Source organism: Burkholderia sp. BCC0506 (genome assembly GCF_902833145.1).
Classification (GTDB): Bacteria; Pseudomonadota; Gammaproteobacteria; order Burkholderiales; family Burkholderiaceae; genus Burkholderia.
In genome coordinates this window covers 155,676-171,612 of record NZ_CADFEN010000006.1, presented here as the reverse complement: position 1 = coordinate 171,612, position 15,937 = coordinate 155,676, and the positions used below count along the sequence as shown (strand labels likewise).

General features: G+C 70.3%; 16 protein-coding genes. 6 read left to right on the top strand and 10 right to left on the bottom strand.

Annotated elements, in window-relative coordinates; genetic code table 11:
• Nucleotides 1-3: 3 nt before the first annotated feature.
• The 4 genes from HWX62_RS15850 to HWX62_RS15835 all read right to left on the bottom strand — a co-directional run bounded on the left by HWX62_RS15850 (nt 4) and on the right by HWX62_RS15835 (nt 4,006).
• Nucleotides 4-1,071, bottom strand: a complete 1,068-nt coding sequence (locus HWX62_RS15850) for a homocysteine S-methyltransferase family protein (RefSeq protein ID WP_175927935.1) — start codon at nt 1,069-1,071, stop codon at nt 4-6.
• 200 nt (nt 1,072-1,271) lie between these two features.
• Nucleotides 1,272-1,529, bottom strand: a complete 258-nt coding sequence (locus HWX62_RS15845; RefSeq protein ID WP_006477667.1) for a DUF3567 domain-containing protein — start codon at nt 1,527-1,529, stop codon at nt 1,272-1,274.
• A 245-nt stretch (nt 1,530-1,774) separates the two neighbouring features.
• On the bottom strand, nt 1,775-3,031 hold the full coding sequence (locus HWX62_RS15840; protein ID WP_175927934.1) for a DUF3108 domain-containing protein: 1,257 nt from the start codon (nt 3,029-3,031) through the stop codon (nt 1,775-1,777).
• 108 nt (nt 3,032-3,139) lie between these two features.
• Nucleotides 3,140-4,006, bottom strand: a complete 867-nt coding sequence (locus tag HWX62_RS15835) for an IclR family transcriptional regulator (RefSeq protein WP_175927933.1) — start codon at nt 4,004-4,006, stop codon at nt 3,140-3,142.
• A 129-nt stretch (nt 4,007-4,135) separates the two neighbouring features.
• Between HWX62_RS15835 and HWX62_RS15830 the strand changes: the two genes are divergently transcribed.
• The 6 genes from HWX62_RS15830 to rfaE2 all read left to right on the top strand — a co-directional run bounded on the left by HWX62_RS15830 (nt 4,136) and on the right by rfaE2 (nt 10,117).
• A complete protein-coding gene (locus tag HWX62_RS15830) occupies nt 4,136-5,128 on the top strand; it encodes a fumarylacetoacetate hydrolase family protein (protein WP_175927932.1) in 993 nt (330 codons plus the stop codon).
• 118 nt (nt 5,129-5,246) lie between these two features.
• Complete coding sequence (locus tag HWX62_RS15825; protein WP_175927931.1) at nt 5,247-6,074, top strand: enoyl-CoA hydratase/isomerase family protein; 828 nt, start codon at nt 5,247-5,249, stop codon at nt 6,072-6,074.
• Nucleotides 6,075-6,155: 81 nt separating this feature from the next.
• Complete coding sequence (locus tag HWX62_RS15820; protein WP_175927930.1) at nt 6,156-6,908, top strand: PhaM family polyhydroxyalkanoate granule multifunctional regulatory protein; 753 nt, start codon at nt 6,156-6,158, stop codon at nt 6,906-6,908.
• 24 nt (nt 6,909-6,932) lie between these two features.
• Complete coding sequence (locus HWX62_RS15815) at nt 6,933-8,159, top strand: patatin-like phospholipase family protein (protein WP_175927929.1); 1,227 nt, start codon at nt 6,933-6,935, stop codon at nt 8,157-8,159.
• Between the two features lie 466 nt (nt 8,160-8,625).
• Entirely contained in the window at nt 8,626-9,504 is an 879-nt protein-coding gene (locus HWX62_RS15810; RefSeq protein WP_034208501.1) for a diiron oxygenase, read from the top strand.
• Between the two features lie 127 nt (nt 9,505-9,631).
• On the top strand, nt 9,632-10,117 hold the full coding sequence (gene rfaE2, locus HWX62_RS15805; RefSeq protein WP_175927927.1) for a D-glycero-beta-D-manno-heptose 1-phosphate adenylyltransferase: 486 nt from the start codon (nt 9,632-9,634) through the stop codon (nt 10,115-10,117).
• Between the two features lie 16 nt (nt 10,118-10,133).
• On the opposite strand, the gene HWX62_RS15800 is transcribed toward rfaE2, so the two are convergent.
• From HWX62_RS15800 to HWX62_RS15775, 6 genes are all read right to left on the bottom strand, one after another.
• On the bottom strand, nt 10,134-10,376 hold the full coding sequence (locus HWX62_RS15800; protein ID WP_126363560.1) for a hypothetical protein: 243 nt from the start codon (nt 10,374-10,376) through the stop codon (nt 10,134-10,136).
• Between the two features lie 197 nt (nt 10,377-10,573).
• The gene (locus HWX62_RS15795; protein WP_175927926.1) at nt 10,574-11,374 is read right to left on the bottom strand and encodes a type III pantothenate kinase; all 801 of its coding nucleotides are present in this window, start codon (nt 11,372-11,374) and stop codon (nt 10,574-10,576) included.
• Entirely contained in the window at nt 11,371-12,291 is a 921-nt protein-coding gene (locus tag HWX62_RS15790; RefSeq protein ID WP_175927925.1) for a biotin--[acetyl-CoA-carboxylase] ligase, read from the bottom strand. Before HWX62_RS15790 ends, HWX62_RS15795 begins: the two co-directional genes overlap by 4 nt.
• Nucleotides 12,292-12,391: 100 nt before the next feature.
• Entirely contained in the window at nt 12,392-12,772 is a 381-nt protein-coding gene (locus HWX62_RS15785; protein ID WP_175927924.1) for a hypothetical protein, read from the bottom strand.
• Nucleotides 12,773-12,813: 41 nt separating this feature from the next.
• Nucleotides 12,814-13,659 carry a tetratricopeptide repeat protein gene (locus tag HWX62_RS15780; protein ID WP_175927923.1) on the bottom strand — a complete coding sequence of 282 codons (846 nt, stop codon included), beginning with the start codon at nt 13,657-13,659 and terminating at the stop codon, nt 12,814-12,816.
• Between the two features lie 8 nt (nt 13,660-13,667).
• The gene (locus tag HWX62_RS15775; protein WP_175927922.1) at nt 13,668-15,734 is read right to left on the bottom strand and encodes a bifunctional 2',3'-cyclic-nucleotide 2'-phosphodiesterase/3'-nucleotidase; all 2,067 of its coding nucleotides are present in this window, start codon (nt 15,732-15,734) and stop codon (nt 13,668-13,670) included.
• Between the last annotated feature and the right edge of the window lie 203 nt (nt 15,735-15,937).

Below are 15,937 nucleotides of genomic sequence, written 5' to 3'. Positions count from 1 at the left end.
GGGTCAGGCGTTCTCGCCGTACTGGCTCGGCCAGCGGCGCGGCTTCACGTCGGCGAGCGCCTTCGCGATCTCGGCGATGTGTTCGGGCGTCGTGCCGCAGCAGCCGCCCGCGAGGTTCACGAGCCCGGCCTGCGCGAATTCCTTCAGCAGGCCCGACGTGACGTCGGGGGTTTCGTCGAAACCGGTGTCGCTCATCGGGTTCGGCAGGCCCGCGTTCGGGTAGCACGACACGTAGGTGTCGCACAGCTTCGCGAGCTCGGCGATGTACGGGCGCATCAGCGCCGCGCCGAGCGCGCAGTTCAGGCCGAACGTGAGCGGCTTCGCGTGGCGCAGCGAATTCCAGAACGCCTCGACGGTCTGGCCCGAGAGAATCCGGCCCGACGCATCGGTGACGGTGCCCGAGATCATGATCGGCAGGCGCTCGCCGGTGTCCTCGAACAGCTCGTCGAGCGCAAAGAGCGCGGCCTTGGCGTTCAGCGTGTCGAAGATCGTCTCGACGAGGAACAGGTCGACGCCGCCGTCGAGCAGCGCCTTCGCCTGCTGGTAGTACGCGGTGCGCAGCTCGTCGAACGTGACGTTGCGTGCGCCCGGATCGTTGACGTCCGGCGAGATGCTGGCCGTCTTCGGCGTCGGCCCGATCGCGCCCGCGACGAAGCGCGGCTTGTCCGGCGTCGCGTATTTCGCGGCCGATTCGCGCGCGAGCTTCGCCGATTCGACGTTCATCTCGACGACGAGATCTTCCATCCCGTAGTCGGCCTGCGCGACGGTCGTCGCGCCGAACGTGTTGGTCTCGACGATGTCGGCGCCGGCCGCGAAGTACTGGTCGTGGATCTCGCGGATGATCTGCGGCTGCGTGAGCGACAGCAGCTCGTTGTTGCCCTTGATGTCGCGCGGGAAATCCTTGAAGCGTTCGCCGCGATACGCGGCTTCGTCGAGCTTGTAGCGCTGGATCATCGTGCCCATCGCGCCGTCGAGGATCAGGATGCGCGATTTCAGCAGCGCGGGCAGGGCGGCGCCGCGCGTGTAGGGCGCGTCGAGCGGGACGGAAGCGGCGAGAGGAGTCGCAGACATGGGCGGAAGACCGGCGAAGACGGAAAACCGTCATTGTAGCCGGTGCGTCAAGCGGTCGCCGGCCCTCGCCGCGCGGCCGGACGGCCCGCCAAAGGAAAGCCCCCGCCGGCGAACCGGACGGGGGCAGGATCGGAGTGCACGCGGCGCCGCGTCGATGCGCGGCGAATGGCCCGGCCGCGTGACGCGCCGGGCCGCGGTCGTCAGTGCAGCACGACGGGCATCATCATCAGGCTGTCGAATTGTCCGAGGAATTCGTCGACCTCGTCGAGCGACGGTTCATCCTCGATCAGCTGCTTCACGTGTGCGCGGAATCGTTCGGCAAGTTCGCCGTCGATGAAGATCTCGCGCTGCGCGTTCTTGTCGACGATTTCGTATCCGCCGGCATTCATCAGGTGATGGCCGGCCTGCGGCGCAAATTCGACGACGCAGTAGTTGGGGCTGTTGTAGATCATTTGCATGGCGGCACTCCTCTTCGCAGTGGCATCTGGCCTTGTTGTCCCCTAGGTGGGGCGAGCCTTGCCGGTTTCAAGGGGCTTGCGCTGCACACCCCGTTCCTCCCGTTCGCGTGGGGTGTATCGGTTAGAAGCCGATGTCTATCAAACGTTTCTCATTGTGAGCCGGTGGACTGAAATAGTTGTTAAAGAGTGTCATCGGCCATTTCCGGAAAATCTGTAATCGGTCGAAATTGCCGATTCATGCACATTCACTGTGCGACAGCCGGCGAGGCCGGCGGTTGCATCGTCGCGGGCGGTGCCGATTGCACCGGTTGTGCCGATTCCGCGGGCGGCGCGGCCGATGCATCGGATGCCGGTGCGGCGGCAGGCGCGTTCGTTGCGGCGCCGGCCGGCGCGGCGTCGGCGGGCACGCCCGGGGCGGCGAGGCGGCCGTGCCACAGCAGCTCGATCTGCGCACCGTTCGGCTCGCTTTGCACGAGCCGCGCGGGCAGCCAGCCGAGCGACGGCGCGAGCCACATGTCGATGCGGCGCGTGTCGCCCTCGCGGCGCGGCAGGCGCATGAAGTGCCGTGCCGCGATGATGCCGGCCTGCGTCTGCACCTGCTCGTCGCCGATCACGGTGATCGGCCAGGTCTCGCCGCTGTTGTTGTCGATCACGAAGAACTGCTGCGTGACGCCCGGCTTGTAGGCCGCGGGATTGCCGCGCACGAGCCCCGACAACTGCATCAGCATGCTGAAGCGGTCCTGTACACCGTCTGGCAGCGGCGCGTTGTTCGGCGTGCGCGTGAACACGACCTGCCGGATCTCGCGGTTGAAGATCGCGATGTCTTCCGGCCGCTTGCCGCGCTTTTCGACGTACCGGTCGGGCGCGACGCCGAACGCGTCGATGCGGCCTTCGCTGCGATAGGCGAACGGGCCGACGAACGGCACCGGCATCGATACCGACAAGTCGTACGTGTGCCCGTCGGTGCGCCAGTGGATCGTGCCGATCATGTTCTGCATGCCGTTGTAGAACGTGTCGTACTGCAGGTCGCCGGACGGCGGCGCGGCGAACTTCACGCCGCTCGTGGCGGGGCCCGGTGTCGCGGCGCTGGCGCCGGCGGCCGACGCGGCGTGCGCGCCCGAGGCGCCCGGTGTGCCGCTCGCCGCGGACGCGGCGGCCGCCGGCGGTTCGCCGTGCTCGGCCGTCTGCGTCGACGTGAGCACCGGCTCGTGCGACGGCGCGGGTTTCGGCGGGGCCGCCTGCGGCGCGGCGGGCGCGGCCGGACGTTCGGCCGGCTTCGGCGCCGGCGGGGCCGGCTGGCGCTCGATCGGCTGCGGTTTCAGCAGCTCGATCTGCACGGGGATGTCGGCGGCCGGCGGCGGCGTGAACGATTCGCGGTTGCGCATCAGCCAGAGCCCGGCAAGCGCATGCAGCACCAGCACGGCGACGAGCGCGACGCCCACGCGCAGCCAGCGGCGCGGCAGGGCATGAGTCGGGCGAAGGTCGGCAGGCTGCTTGGGCATCGGAACAGGGTCGGGCGCGTGGGTGACGTCGGACGCGCGGCGCGCGCCACAGGAATCGGACCGCCGGATGCGCTGCGCGTTCGCGCGGCGTGACGTGAGGCGGATGCGTCAGGCGTCGCGTGCGTCGGGACTATAGCCGAGTTCGTAAGACAGTTTCCGCGCGCAGGCGCGCAGCGCGGTGTCGATCTCGCCGCCCCACGCGATGTCGAACGAGCCTTCCTGGCCGAGCGCGACGATCGCGAGCGCGAGTTCGCCGACCGCGTCGAACACCGGCATGCAGAACGCATGGATCGTCGGCAGCAGCATCCCCTCGACGCGCGCGGCCTGGTGCGCACGCACGTCGGCGAGCACCGCGTCGACTTCGTCGAGCGTGCGCGGCCCGCCGTGGTGCGGCGAGCGGCGCGTATCGGCGAGTTCGCGCTCCAGCATCGCGGCGGTCTTGCTGCGCGGCAGGTACGCGGCGAACAGCAGGCCGGTCGCGGAGCCGAGCAGCGGCATCACGTCGCCGAGCTTCAGCGACGCCTTCGCCGGATGGCTCGATTCCATCCAGTGCACGATCGTCGGCCCCTGGTTGCCCCAGACCGCGATGCCGACCGTCTGGTCGAGACGGTCGCGGAATTCGGTCAGCGCGATCCGCGCGAGCTTCACGCCGTCGACACGCGCGAGCCGCGCGAGGCCCATCTGCAGCGCGAAGCCGCCCAGCTCGTAGCGGCCCGAGACGGGGTCCTGCGACACGACGCCGAGCCGCGAGAAGCTGACCAGGTAGCGGTGCGCCTTCGCCGGGCTCATGCCCGCGCGCTGCGCGAGATCGCGCAGCATCATCGCGCGCGGCTCGCTCGTGAGCACGTCGAGCAGGCGGAAGCCGACCTCGATCGACTGGATGCCGGAGCGGACCTTCTCGCCGTGTTCGCCGGCAGCGGCGTCGTCGGTATCTGAGTCGGCGAGATCGTCGTCGGGAAGCGGGCTGGCGGGCATGGGCAACGGGTGCGCGAAAAGGCGACGGGAAACGGGGCGAAAACGGCGTGCGCGATCGTGGCGCGCCGCATGGATTCACCATCGTAAAATAGATTCCCTCCATCGTCACTACAACGGCAGATCCTCCCTATGAAACTTGCTTCGCTGAAGGACGGCACGCGCGACGGCCAGCTGATCGTCGTGTCGCGCGACCTGCACACCGCGGCGATTGCCGATGCGATCGCGCCGACGCTGCAGCGCGTCCTCGACGACTGGGCGTTCTACGCGCCGCAACTGCGCGACCTGTACGACGCGCTGAACCACGGCCGCGCGCGCAACGCGTTCGCGTTCGATCCGGCCAACTGCATGGCGCCGCTGCCGCGCGCGTTCCAGTGGGCCGACGGTTCCGCGTACGTGAACCACGTCGAGCTCGTGCGCCGCGCGCGCGGCGCCGAGATGCCGCCCGAGTTCTGGACCGATCCGCTGATGTACCAGGGCGGCAGCGACGATTTCCTGGGGCCGCGCGACGACGTCGTGTGCCCGTCCGAGGAATGGGGCATCGATTTCGAGGCGGAAGTCGCGGTGATCACCGGCGACGTGCCGATGAGCGCGTCGCCCGACGATGCGCTGAAGGCCGTGCGGCTCGTCACGCTCGCGAACGACGTGTCGCTGCGCAACCTGATTCCGGCCGAGCTCGCGAAGGGCTTCGGCTTCTTCCAGAGCAAGCCGGCCACCGCGTTCGCGCCGGTCGCCGTCACGCCCGACGAGCTCGGCGACGCGTGGCGCGAAGGCCGCGTGCACCGCCCGATGATCGTCCACTGGAACGGCAAGAAGGTCGGCCAGCCCGATGCGGGCACCGACATGGTGTTCCACTTCGGCCAATTGATCGCGCACGCGGCGAAGACGCGCAACCTGCGTGCCGGCTCGATCGTCGGCTCCGGCACGGTATCGAACAAGGACGCGAAGCGCGGCTACTGCTGCATTGCCGAGAAGCGCTGCCTCGAGACGATCGAGCACGGCGCGCCGCAGACCGAATTCATGCGCTACGGCGATACCGTGCGCATCGAGATGTTCGATGAGGCCGGCAAGTCGATCTTCGGCGCGATCGAGCAGTCGGTTTCCCCGCCCGACGGCGCGGCGTAAGCCACGCGACGGCGAAACCCGGCTTCGGCCCGCGCGCCGGGTTTCGCCCGATGTTTGACCGCGCGGGCTTGGCTACACTCGATTCAAGCGTTCGAGCGCCTCGAACAGGGAGCAGCAGATGGCCGATCTTGCCGCGTACGGCGGTTACGAAGCACTGAAGGTGACGCGCCGCGACCATGGCGTGCTCGACATCGTGATGAGCGGCGAGGGCGCGAACCGCAGCGGCCTCGCGACCGCGAACGCGCGCATGCATCGCGAGCTCGCCGACATCTGGCGCGACGTCGATCGCGATCCCGACACGCGCGTCGCGGTGATCCGCGGCGAAGGCAAGGGCTTTTCGGCGGGCGGCGATCTCGCGCTCGTCGAGGACATGGCGAACGATTTCGACGTGCGCGCCCGCGTGTGGCGCGAGGCGCGCGACCTCGTCTACAACGTGATCAACTGCGGCAAGCCGATCGTGTCGGCGATGCACGGCCCGGCCGTCGGCGCGGGGCTCGTCGCCGGGCTGCTCGCCGACATCTCGATCGCCGCGAAGGATGCGCGCATCATCGACGGCCATACGCGGCTCGGCGTCGCGGCCGGCGACCACGCGGCGATCGTGTGGCCGCTCTTGTGCGGGATGGCGAAGGCGAAGTACTACCTGATGCTGTGCGAGCCCGTGAGCGGCGAGGAGGCCGAGCGGATCGGGCTGGTCTCGCTCGCGGTCGAGCCGGCCGACCTGCTGCCGAAGGCGTACGAGGTGGCCGAGCGGCTCGCGCACGGTTCGCAGTCGGCGATCCGCTGGACCAAGTACGCGCTGAACAACTGGCTGCGCACGGCCGGGCCGACCTTCGATACGTCGCTCGCGCTCGAATTCATGGGTTTTTCCGGGCCCGACGTGCAGGAAGGCATCCGTTCGCTGCGCGAGCGGCGCCCGCCCGCGTTCCCCGGCGACGCGCCGTTCTGATGCGCGCGCTATGATCGAACCACGCGCGGCTGCGCGACGCACGGCGGCCGCCTCGCTCCCCCAGTCAACCAGGATGCCCGTATGACGACCGATGCCTCCGGCGCCAACCCTTTCGCCGGCTTTGCCGGGTTCCAGCCCGCCGACATGATGGACCGGATGTGGGAGATGATCCGGATGTCGCCGTTCGGCGGGATGGCGCCGTTTCCGGGCGCCACGCACGGGCTGCCGCCGTCGCTGTCGAGCATGTCCGACATGATGGCGCCGCTCACGAACGTCGAGGAGCTCGACAAGCGGATCACCGATCTGCGCGCGGTCGAGCAGTGGCTGAAGCTCAATCTCGGGATGCTGCAGTCCGCGATCCAGGCGCTCGAGGTGCAGCGCGCGACGCTCGCGACGCTGCGCGCGTTCGGCGCGTTCGCGCAAAGCTCGATGGCGGCGGCCGAGGACGCGGCCGTGGCCGCCGCGCAGGCCGCGAAGCCCGCGTCGGCGTCGGCGGGCGAGGCCGCGCCTGCGCCCGATGCCGCGGCGTCCGCCACGGATGCGCCGGCGGGCGACCCCGCGCAGCAGCCGTTCGACCCGGCCGGCTGGTGGAACCTGCTGCAGACGCAATTCAACCAGCTCGCGAGTCTCGCGATGGCGCAGCCGGGCATGCAGCCCGCGGCGCCGGGTGCCGCGCCGCCGGAGGCCGCCGCCGCGCCCGAACCCGCCGCGAAGCCCGCCGCGGCCGCGCCGCGCCGGCCCGCCGCGAAGCGCGCGAAGCCGTCCGGTTCGGCCGCGGCGCGCGCGGCGGCCGCTTCGTCGCCCGAAACGCGGCCGCCGAAGCGCTCGACGTGAGGCGACGCAGGTAGCAGGCCGATCATGCGACTCGCGCTCGTTCTGATGGGAGGCGGCGCGCGCGCCGCATACCAGGTCGGCGTGCTGAAGGCGCTGGCCGAGATCGCGCGCGAGGCCGATCCGCAACGCCACACGCTGCCGTTCGCGGTCGTGTGCGGCTCGTCGGCCGGCGCGATCAACGCGACGTCGATCGCGAGCCACGCGGACGACTTCTCGCACGGCGTGCGGCGCCTGCTCGAATTCTGGGAGCCGCTGCGCGCCGATTACGTCTATCGCACGGACTGGCTCGGCATCGCGGCGGCCGGCGCGCGCTGGCTCGCGACGATGACGTTCGGCTGGGCGGCCCGCCGCTCGCCCCGCGGGCTGCTCGACAACACGCCGCTCGCGCACCTGCTGCAGCGCGAGCTGAGCTTCCACCGGATCGAGCAGATGCTCGAGGCGCGCCTGCTGCACGCGCTCGCGGTCACCGCGCTCAGCTATTCGAGCGGCCGGCACCTCACGTTCTATCAGGCCGCCGAGCCGATCCAGGCGTGGCGGCGCGCGCAGCGCACCGCGCGGCTCGTCGACCTGTCGGCGTCGCACCTGCTCGCGTCGTCGGCCATTCCGTTCGTGTTCCCCGCCGTGCCGCTCGTGCTCGACGGGCAGGTCGAGTACTTCGGCGACGGCTCGATCCGGCAGATCGCGCCGCTGTCGCCGGCGATCCACTTCGGCGCGGACCGGATCGTCGTCGTCGGTGCAGCCGATCCGCGGCCCGAGATTCCGGCCGCGAACGGCGCGGGACGCGCACGCGGCTACCCGACGCTCGCGCAGATCGGCCAGCAGGTGCTCGCGAGCGTCTTCCTCGACTCGATCGGTTCGGACATCGAACGGATCGAGCACATCAACCGGATGATCGAGCACCTGCCGCATCAGGTCGAGGTCGACAGCGGCTGGCGGCACGTCGACGTGCTCGCGATCGCGCCGTCCGAGCGCATCGAACTGATCGCCGCGAAACACCTGAAGCAGATGCCCGCGACGATGCGCGGGCTGCTCGGCGCGGTCGGCGGCAGCCAGCCGGCCGGCGCGTCGTTCGCGAGCTACCTGCTGTTCGAGGAGGCTTTCACGCGCGAGCTGATCGAGCTCGGCTACCGCGACGGCCGCGCGCAGCGCGAGACGCTCGCCGGCTGGATCGCGCAGGCGGACGGCAGCAGCGCGCCGGTGGCCGGCACGCCGCCGGAAGGCGGCCTCGCGGCGGGAGAAATACGGGTCTGACACATGCAGGCGCAATGTAAGGTTGCGTTTTCGCGACGGTCGGCCGCGACCGATCGCCGCACCCCCGATTGGCGGTGCACGACCGGGCAAGCGTCTCGGAACCGTCATGCACGCGTGCTATCATGGCCGCCGCCGTATACACCATATCGAGCAGCCCGCCGATCCGGCATCCGCACGGGACCTTTCGGGGAACCCGCCTGGGGCAGGGGACGGGCGCGCCACCGAGCCGGCCAGCGCCGGCCCCCACTCAGGCAAGCGCGGCCGGCTCCGTCCGAACGGAGCGGGTTGCGGCATGCCCAACGGCGGCAACGCGGCCGCCCGGCAGCCGGACGAGGAATCAGCGTCCGGCGGGCCGGTTTCCCGCGTAAAATTACAGTCTTGGCTGCAAAAAGCGCGCGTGGCGCGCTTGCGCGGCAACAGTCACGTTTAGAGAAGTCGCATTGCGCAGAACAGGGGTGGGACCATCATGAACACCATGCTTTATCCGGAACTTTACAGGTCGCTCGAAGCCGTCCGCTGGGACATGGAGAAGGACATTCCGTGGGACAAGTTCGACGCTTCGCTGCTCACCGACGAGCAGGCGAAGACGATCAAGATGAACGCGATCACCGAATGGTCGGCGCTGCCCGCGACGGAAATGTTCCTGCGCGACAACCAGCACGACAGCGACTTTTCCGCGTTCATGAGCGTGTGGTTCTTCGAGGAGCAGAAGCATTCGCTCGTGCTGATGGAATACCTGCGCCGTTTCAAGCCGGAGATGGTGCCGACCGAGGAGGAACTGCACGCGGTGCGCTTCCAGTTCGATCCGGCGCCGCCGCTCGAGACGCTGATGCTGCACTTCTGCGGCGAGATCCGCCTGAACCACTGGTACCGCTGCGCGGCCGACTGGCATACCGAGCCCGTCATCAAGCAGATCTACGAAACGATTTCGCGCGACGAAGCGCGTCATGGCGGCGCGTACCTGCGCTACATGAAGAAGGCGCTGAACAACTGCGGCGACGTCGCGCGTGCCGCGTTCGCGAAGATCGGCGTGCTGATGGCGTCGGCGCGCCGTACCGAGAAGCCGCTGCACCCGACCAACCTGCACGTGAACCAGGCGCTGTTCCCGCGCGACACCGTGCAATCGCGTCTGCCGGATCCGGAATGGCTCGAGCGCTGGCTCGACGAGCAGATCCGTTTCGACGGCGAGTGGGAGAAGAAGGTGGTCGAGCGGATCCTGCACAACCTGTCGATCCTGTTCGAGCGCACGTTCGCGACCGCGCAGGAGTTGAACCGCTATCGCAAGGAAGTCACCAGCCGTCTGCAGGCCGAAAGCGGCCCGTCGTCGGCCGCGCAACCGGCCTGAGGCCGGCGGCGCGGGGCGCGCGGCCCCGCGTCGCGTTCGTCGCATGAAGCCCGCCGGCCGGTCCGGCGGGCTTTTTATCGGGTGCCGCCGTCGCGCGCGCCGTCGTTCATTCCGTCCGATCTCCATCATGTCCGCCACCTTCGAACGCAAGCTGATCACCCGCGATGCCCTCGTCGCGCTGCGCGCATCGCTGCCGTCGCCCGTCGTGTTCACCAACGGCGTATTCGATATCCTGCATCGCGGTCACGTCACGTACCTCGCCGATGCGAAAGCGCTCGGCGCCTGCCTGATCGTCGGCGTGAACAGCGATGCGTCGGTGCGCATGCTCGGCAAGGGCGACGACCGGCCGATCAACCGCGAAGAGGATCGCGCGGCATTGCTGGCCGCGCTGGAAAGCGTCGACTGGGTCGTGACGTTCGAAGAAAAGACGCCCGTGTCGCTGATCGAGGCCGTCCGGCCGGACATCCTCGTGAAGGGCGGCGATTACGACATGGATGCGTTGCCGGAATCGGCGCTCGTGCGCGGCTGGGGCGGCCGGGCGCTGGCGATTCCGTTCGAGCACGACCGCTCGACCACGGCGCTGCTGAAGAAGGTGCGCGCGCAACAGCCGTGAGCGCGGCGCGGCGCCGTCACGGGGCGGATGCCGCGAGCGGTGCGGTCGTGACGGCCGGCGCCGCGATCGGGCCGCCGACGACGGGCTGGTCGGTCGCCCGCACGAGCGGGGTCACGCGCAGCGCGTCGGGCTGTACCTGCCGCGACAGCACGCCGGGTTCGCGAGGGCCGGCCGCCGGCAGCGGCCCGAACACGCCGCGCGCCACCACGAACGCGAGCATGTTGGCGAGAAAGAGAACAGCGATCAGCCAGCGCAGCATCGTCGAAACTCCTTGTCGTCATTGACGTGATTCACGTCGTTCAGTCGAGCCGGCCGCAGGGCCGGCTTTTTTCATGGCTTGCGTCGACCGCTCGGGCGGGCCGTGGGCGCCGCTCCGCGCGTATTGCATCGTCCGCGTGATACGGGCCCGCTTTGGCCTGTGTCGCCACGTGCCGGCGCGATGCCGACGCCGTTGCGTCAATCCGTCGCCGTCGCCGGATCGCCCGCATCGGCTGCGATCAGCGCGAGCCCGGACAGGATCAATGCATCATGCCGCGTGTGCGCGACCGTCAGCGCGCGCGCGACGTCGTCCGCCGCACCGCCTGCCAGCACGAGCCGCACGGGCGCCTGCCACGCAGCGACGAGATCGCGCCACGCGCGTTCGATCAGGCCGGCCTGCGCGTACAGGCAGCCGGCCGACAGCGAGCGCGGCGTATCGATCTGGAACGGTTCGGCCTGCGCGCCCGCGAGCAGGCCGCTCGCGATCTCGGTGGTCAGCGTCGGCAACTGCGCGGTGTGCGTGCCGAGCGCGCGCATCATCAACGCCCAGCCGGGCGCGATCAGCCCGCCCGTGAAGCGGCCGTCGGCGCGCAGGGCCTCGAGCGTCGTCGCGGTGCCGAACGTCGCGATCAGCAGATGCTCGCCCGGAAACGCCGCACGCGCGCCGATCAGGCCGGCCCACCGGTCGCTGCCGAGCTGCTCGGGTGTCGTATAGCCGTTCGTCACGCCGCATTGCGCGGGCCGCGCGCGGATCGTCGTGCGCGGCAGGCCCGGCCAGCGTGCGTCGAGCAGCGCGTCGATCCGTGCGGCCACGTCGGCGCCCGCGACGTTCGAGATCCACGCGCCGCGCGGACGCGACAGCTGCGACCAGTCGGGATCGGTGCCGCCGTCGCGCGTGTGGCCGAACGCGCCCGTGTCGACGAGCGTGCGCCGCGCGTCGGCGAGCGCCCACTTGATCCGGCTGTTGCCGGCGTCGATCAGCAGGTACGGTTCGCTCATTGCACTTCGCGCAGCGACACGTCGCCGGCCGCGACCGTTTGCACGCCGTTCGGCGTGTCGAGCAGCAACTGGCCGGTCGCGTCGATGCCCGTCGCGATGCCGCGCGCGCGTTCGACGCCCTGTTCGAGCAGCACGACTTCGCGGCCCGCGTATGCGTGCAGCGCGTGCCAGCGCGGCAGGAACGGCGCGAGGCCGTCGGCGCCGAACTGCGCGAGCGCGGGCGTGAGCGCGTTCAGCGACGCGGCGAGCGTATCGGTGAGGTTCGCCGACGCGCACGCGATCGACAGCGCGGCGGGCGGCAGCCCGCTCGCGAGCGTCGCTTCGCGCGCACGCAGCGCGTCGACCTGCGCGGCCACGGCTTCCGCGCCGCGCACGTTGATGCCGAAGCCGATCACGACGGCGGTCGCGTCGGCGGTGGTCCAGACGGTTTCGATCAGGATCCCGGCGAGCTTGCCGACGATGCGCGGCGTGCCGTCGTCGTCGCTCGTCAGCAGCAGGTCGTTCGGCCATTTGAGCGCGACGCGCAGGCGGGCGTCGAGCGGCAGCGTGGCCAGCCCTTCGGCGAGCGCGACGCCGATCGCGATGCTGAGGCCGCCGAGCGCATCGACGGCGCGCGGCACGATGCAGCCGACCGAGCACAGCAGCGCATTGCCGGGCTGCGCGAACCACGGGCGGCCCTGCCGGCCGCGGCCGGCCGTCTGCTCGAACGCGACGCGCACGAGCGGCGCGGGCAATGCGTTCGCGCTGCGCGGCAGCGCCTTGAGGCGCGTGGCGACGTCGGCGTTGGTCGAGCCGGTGGCGGCGACGATGTCGAGCGGCCACGCGCGCGGCGCGGCGTCCAGGTGCGCCTCGAGCCGGTTGCGCGCGATGTGCGCGTCGCCGGATTCGGGCGTGTCGGAGGAGGTGGGGGCGTTCATGGCGCCTATTGTAGCGACAGGGGGCGTCGGCGGGCGTCGGCGGGCGTCGCACGGCGTACGCGACCGGCAGGACGATACGGCGCGGCTTGGCGCTGCATCGCTATCCGCTCCAGCGCCTCGATGTCCGCTTCCGACGCCATCTCGCGCGCGCGCAGCGTCTTGCCCTTCGGCGCGGGCCTCGGCGGGCCGACACGAGGATCAGCGCGCCGCCGGAGCCGCGCACCGTCAATCGGCGCGAGTAGCCGACGGACGACGCGCGGAGCAGGTGGCCCTTCTCGCGTGTGAGCCGATAGTGCTCGGCGAGCCGGTCGGCGAGTTCGCCGTCGATCAGCACGCCGATCCCGGCGCTGACGGACACCGCCTGCTGCGTCGTGAAGCCGTCGCGGAGGATCGGCTCCGGCAGACGATAGACCGCGGCACCCGGCATCGACTTGCCCGGCTTCGGGTCGGACGCCGTCGCGGTGTCGTAGGTGGCGTCCACCAGGCCGGGTCACGCGCGCGTGCGACCCGGCCAAACGACCGTCACGGCGCGACGACCGGGTGCTTCAGCGCGTGCGCGGTCTCGATCCATTGCGCGTGGAACGCGTCCGCGTCGGGCCGAAGCCCGAGTTCGCCGTTGCGATAGGCCATCGCGAGCGTCTGCACGGCTTCCGGCAGCTCGTGCTCGGCGGCCCGGCGATACAGCGCGAGCGCGCGCGCGTCGTCGCGCGGCACGCCGCTGCCGTCGCGGTACGCGTTCGCGAGCATGAAGTCGGCGGCCGGGATGTCCGCGAGCGACGCGACCTCGAACCAGTGTGCGGCCTGCACCGGATCGGCCGCGATGCCGTAACCGCTGCGATAGATCAGCCCGAGGTAGTACGCGGCGGCCGGGTCGCCGCTCGAAGCCGCTGCGCCGAGCAGCGCGCGGGCGCGCGCATAGTCCTTCGGCATGTCGCCGCTGCCGAGCAGCAACGCCTTGCCGAGCGCGAGCTGCGCGCGTCGTGCCGCCGGCGCGTCGGCGTTGCCGTCGGCCGCCGCGGCCGTTTCCAGCCAGCCGCGCCCCTCGTCGCGCAGCCCCGGTTCATGCGCGTCGACGAGCGCGATGCCGAGCGCCGCCTGCGCGGCGCCCGAGCCGCGGCGCGCGAGCGTGCGCAACTGGTCCAGTGCATGCGGCTCGGTCGCCTGCGTGACCATCGCCTGCCATTCGTCGAGCTGCGCGGCGCTCGGCGCGGGGCCGGCCGCACGCCAGCCGGTCGCCGCGACGACGGCCGCGACGGTCACGGCTGCCGCCGCGAGCAGCGCGGCGGGCGGAAGTTTCGCGCGCAGCACGCGCCGCGCGGCGGCGGCGAGGCCGGTTTCGGCGGGCCGCATCGTCCGGATCGGTTGCATCGCGTGTCTCATTGCGTCAGGTCGATCTCGTAGGTCGCGAGGTTCTTGCCCGAGCCGTCGTCGGCCGCGACCTGCGTGATCCCGGTCAGGCCGGCCGCCGCCGCGTCGGCGAGGCGGTTCGGCGCGGATGCGAACTGCACGTGCGCGACCGAGCTCGCGAGTTTCGTGAAGCGCCAGCTGCGCTGCGCGCCGTCGGCCGCGCGCGTGATCGCGCCGCGCTTCTTGATGAACGCGATCAGCACGTCGCGGTTCGCGTCGGGCGACGCGAAGATCGTCTTGCTGCCGTCGAGGCCCGGGAAGTTGCCGCCGCCGCTCGCGCGGTAGTTGTTGGTCGCGACGATGAACTGCGCGTTCGGGTCGATCGGCGCGCCCTTGTACGTCAGGTTCCTGATCCGGCTGCCGACCGGCTGCGTGACGTCGATTTCGTACGCGAGATCGGCCGACGTGAACATGTCGAAGTTGTAGCCGGGGAAGGTGCCGACGAGCGGCTGCACGGTCGCCTGGGTCGGGTCGATCCGGTTGAAGCGCTTCGCGGCCGTCTCGAGCCAGTTCTTCACGTCGGCGCCGCTCACCTTCACCGCGTACACGGTGTTCGGATACAGGTACAGGTCGGCCGCGTTGTTGATCGCGAGCGCGCCCGGCGCGACGTCGGTGTAGTCGGTGCCGCCGCCGAAGCCGCTCTTGAACGGTGCGCTGACCGACAGCACCGGCAGCGACGCGTACTGCGGCAGGTTCGCCTGCACGTAGGTCTTCACGTAGTCGGCCTGCGCCTCGTTGACGATCTGGATCGCGCCCGGATCGCCGACGTCCGCGAAGTACGAGTTCATCCGGTAGTCGGTCGAGCCGATCGGCGTCTTCACGTAGTCGATCGTCGCCTGGTGCTCGGCGGCGATCGCGGCGGAGACCGACGGGTCGGCCGCGACGTAGCTCTTGTCGGCGTTCTGGATCGGCCGCGCCTCGACGGTCGTCTGCGACTTGTCGACGCTCCACGTCTTGCCGTCGAACTTCAGGCCGAGCTTGATCACGCCGAGATGCTTGCCCCAGTAGTTGGCCATCACGGTCGGCACGCCGTTGACGGTGCCCTTGACCTTGTCGACGCCCGGCAGGTTGAACTGCGATACGGTGCTGTTCGCGTCCGGGAACACCTGATGCGAGTGGCCGATCAGCATCGCGTCGATGCCCGGCACCTTCGACAGCCACCAGCTGCCGTTTTCCATCGTCGGCGAGTACGCGGAATTGTCGAGGCCGCCGTGCGAGATCGCGACGACGAGATCGGCGCCCTTCGCGCGCATTTCCGGAATGTACTTCTCGGCCGCTTCCTTCAGCCCGGTCGTATAGACCTTGCCGTCGAGCCAGCGCTTGTCCCAGTTCATGATCGCGGGCGGCGTGAAGCCGATGATGCCGATCTTCACGGGGGCGCTGACCGTCTTGCCGTCCGGCGTCGTGGCCGTCACCGTGCGCGTCAGGATCGTGTACGGCGTGAACAGCGGCGCGTTGGTCTTCGCGCTGATCACGTTCGCGAGCACCTGCGGAAAGTTCGGGCCCGCGCACTTCTTCTGCTGGGCCGGCGCCGGCAGGCCGTCGATCTCGAACGTGTTGCCGGTCACCTGCGACAGGTACGGCAGCCCGTAGTTGAACTCGTGGTTGCCGATTCCGCCGCCGTCGAATTTCGCGGCGTTCATCACCTTGTAGATCGCGAGCGTCTGGTCGCAGCCGACCGGCTTCACGAGCGCCTGGTAATCGGACAGCGCGGTGCCCTGGATCGTGTCGCCGTTGTCGAGCAGCAGCGTGTTCGGGTATTGCTTGCGCGCCTGCGCGATCAGCGTCGACACGCGCTCGAAGCCGAGCGAATTGTCGGCGGCGAGCTTGAAATAGTCGTACGACAGCACGTTGGTGTGCAGGTCGGTCGTCTCGAGCAGCGCGAGCGTGGCCGTCGTGCCGACGGGCGCCCGGGCGTCCTGCGACGGCGGCGTGGCGGTGACGTCGTCGCCGCCGCAGCCGGCAAGGACGAAGGCGAGGCTGGCGAGCGCGGCGGCGGCCGGCACGTGGCGGCGGGAAAGCGGGGGGAGACGCATCGGTTGTCCTGTTCGGTGTTCTGTTTTATGAAACGCGAGGTACGCACGAATGGCGGCGCGGCGCGCCGACGGCCTGACGTGCGGCGCGTGAGAGTATCGAAAGGAAACGTGACGGAACAATGAAAGGTGGCGATGCCGGCAGCGTGCGGTGGCCGCCGGCGGCGTCGGCGCGGACCGGGGCCGGTGCCGCCGCGGGCGCCGGC

Excerpts from the sequence above, each read along its gene's own strand:
- HWX62_RS15850 (WP_175927935.1), bottom strand. The coding sequence starts at position 1,071 with ATGTCTGCGACTCCTCTCGCCGCTTCCGTCCCGCTCGACGCGCCCTAC.
- HWX62_RS15845 (WP_006477667.1), bottom strand. The coding sequence starts at position 1,529 with ATGCAAATGATCTACAACAGCCCCAACTACTGCGTCGTCGAATTTGCG.
- HWX62_RS15840 (WP_175927934.1), bottom strand. The coding sequence starts at position 3,031 with ATGCCCAAGCAGCCTGCCGACCTTCGCCCGACTCATGCCCTGCCGCGC.
- HWX62_RS15835 (WP_175927933.1), bottom strand. The coding sequence starts at position 4,006 with ATGCCCGCCAGCCCGCTTCCCGACGACGATCTCGCCGACTCAGATACC.
- HWX62_RS15830 (WP_175927932.1), top strand. The coding sequence starts at position 4,136 with ATGAAACTTGCTTCGCTGAAGGACGGCACGCGCGACGGCCAGCTGATC.
- HWX62_RS15825 (WP_175927931.1), top strand. The coding sequence starts at position 5,247 with ATGGCCGATCTTGCCGCGTACGGCGGTTACGAAGCACTGAAGGTGACG.
- HWX62_RS15820 (WP_175927930.1), top strand. The coding sequence starts at position 6,156 with ATGACGACCGATGCCTCCGGCGCCAACCCTTTCGCCGGCTTTGCCGGG.
- HWX62_RS15815 (WP_175927929.1), top strand. The coding sequence starts at position 6,933 with ATGCGACTCGCGCTCGTTCTGATGGGAGGCGGCGCGCGCGCCGCATAC.
- HWX62_RS15810 (WP_034208501.1), top strand. The coding sequence starts at position 8,626 with ATGAACACCATGCTTTATCCGGAACTTTACAGGTCGCTCGAAGCCGTC.
- rfaE2 (WP_175927927.1), top strand. The coding sequence starts at position 9,632 with ATGTCCGCCACCTTCGAACGCAAGCTGATCACCCGCGATGCCCTCGTC.
- HWX62_RS15800 (WP_126363560.1), bottom strand. The coding sequence starts at position 10,376 with ATGCTGCGCTGGCTGATCGCTGTTCTCTTTCTCGCCAACATGCTCGCG.
- HWX62_RS15795 (WP_175927926.1), bottom strand. The coding sequence starts at position 11,374 with ATGAGCGAACCGTACCTGCTGATCGACGCCGGCAACAGCCGGATCAAG.
- HWX62_RS15790 (WP_175927925.1), bottom strand. The coding sequence starts at position 12,291 with ATGAACGCCCCCACCTCCTCCGACACGCCCGAATCCGGCGACGCGCAC.
- HWX62_RS15780 (WP_175927923.1), bottom strand. The coding sequence starts at position 13,659 with ATGCAACCGATCCGGACGATGCGGCCCGCCGAAACCGGCCTCGCCGCC.
- HWX62_RS15775 (WP_175927922.1), bottom strand. The coding sequence starts at position 15,734 with ATGCGTCTCCCCCCGCTTTCCCGCCGCCACGTGCCGGCCGCCGCCGCG.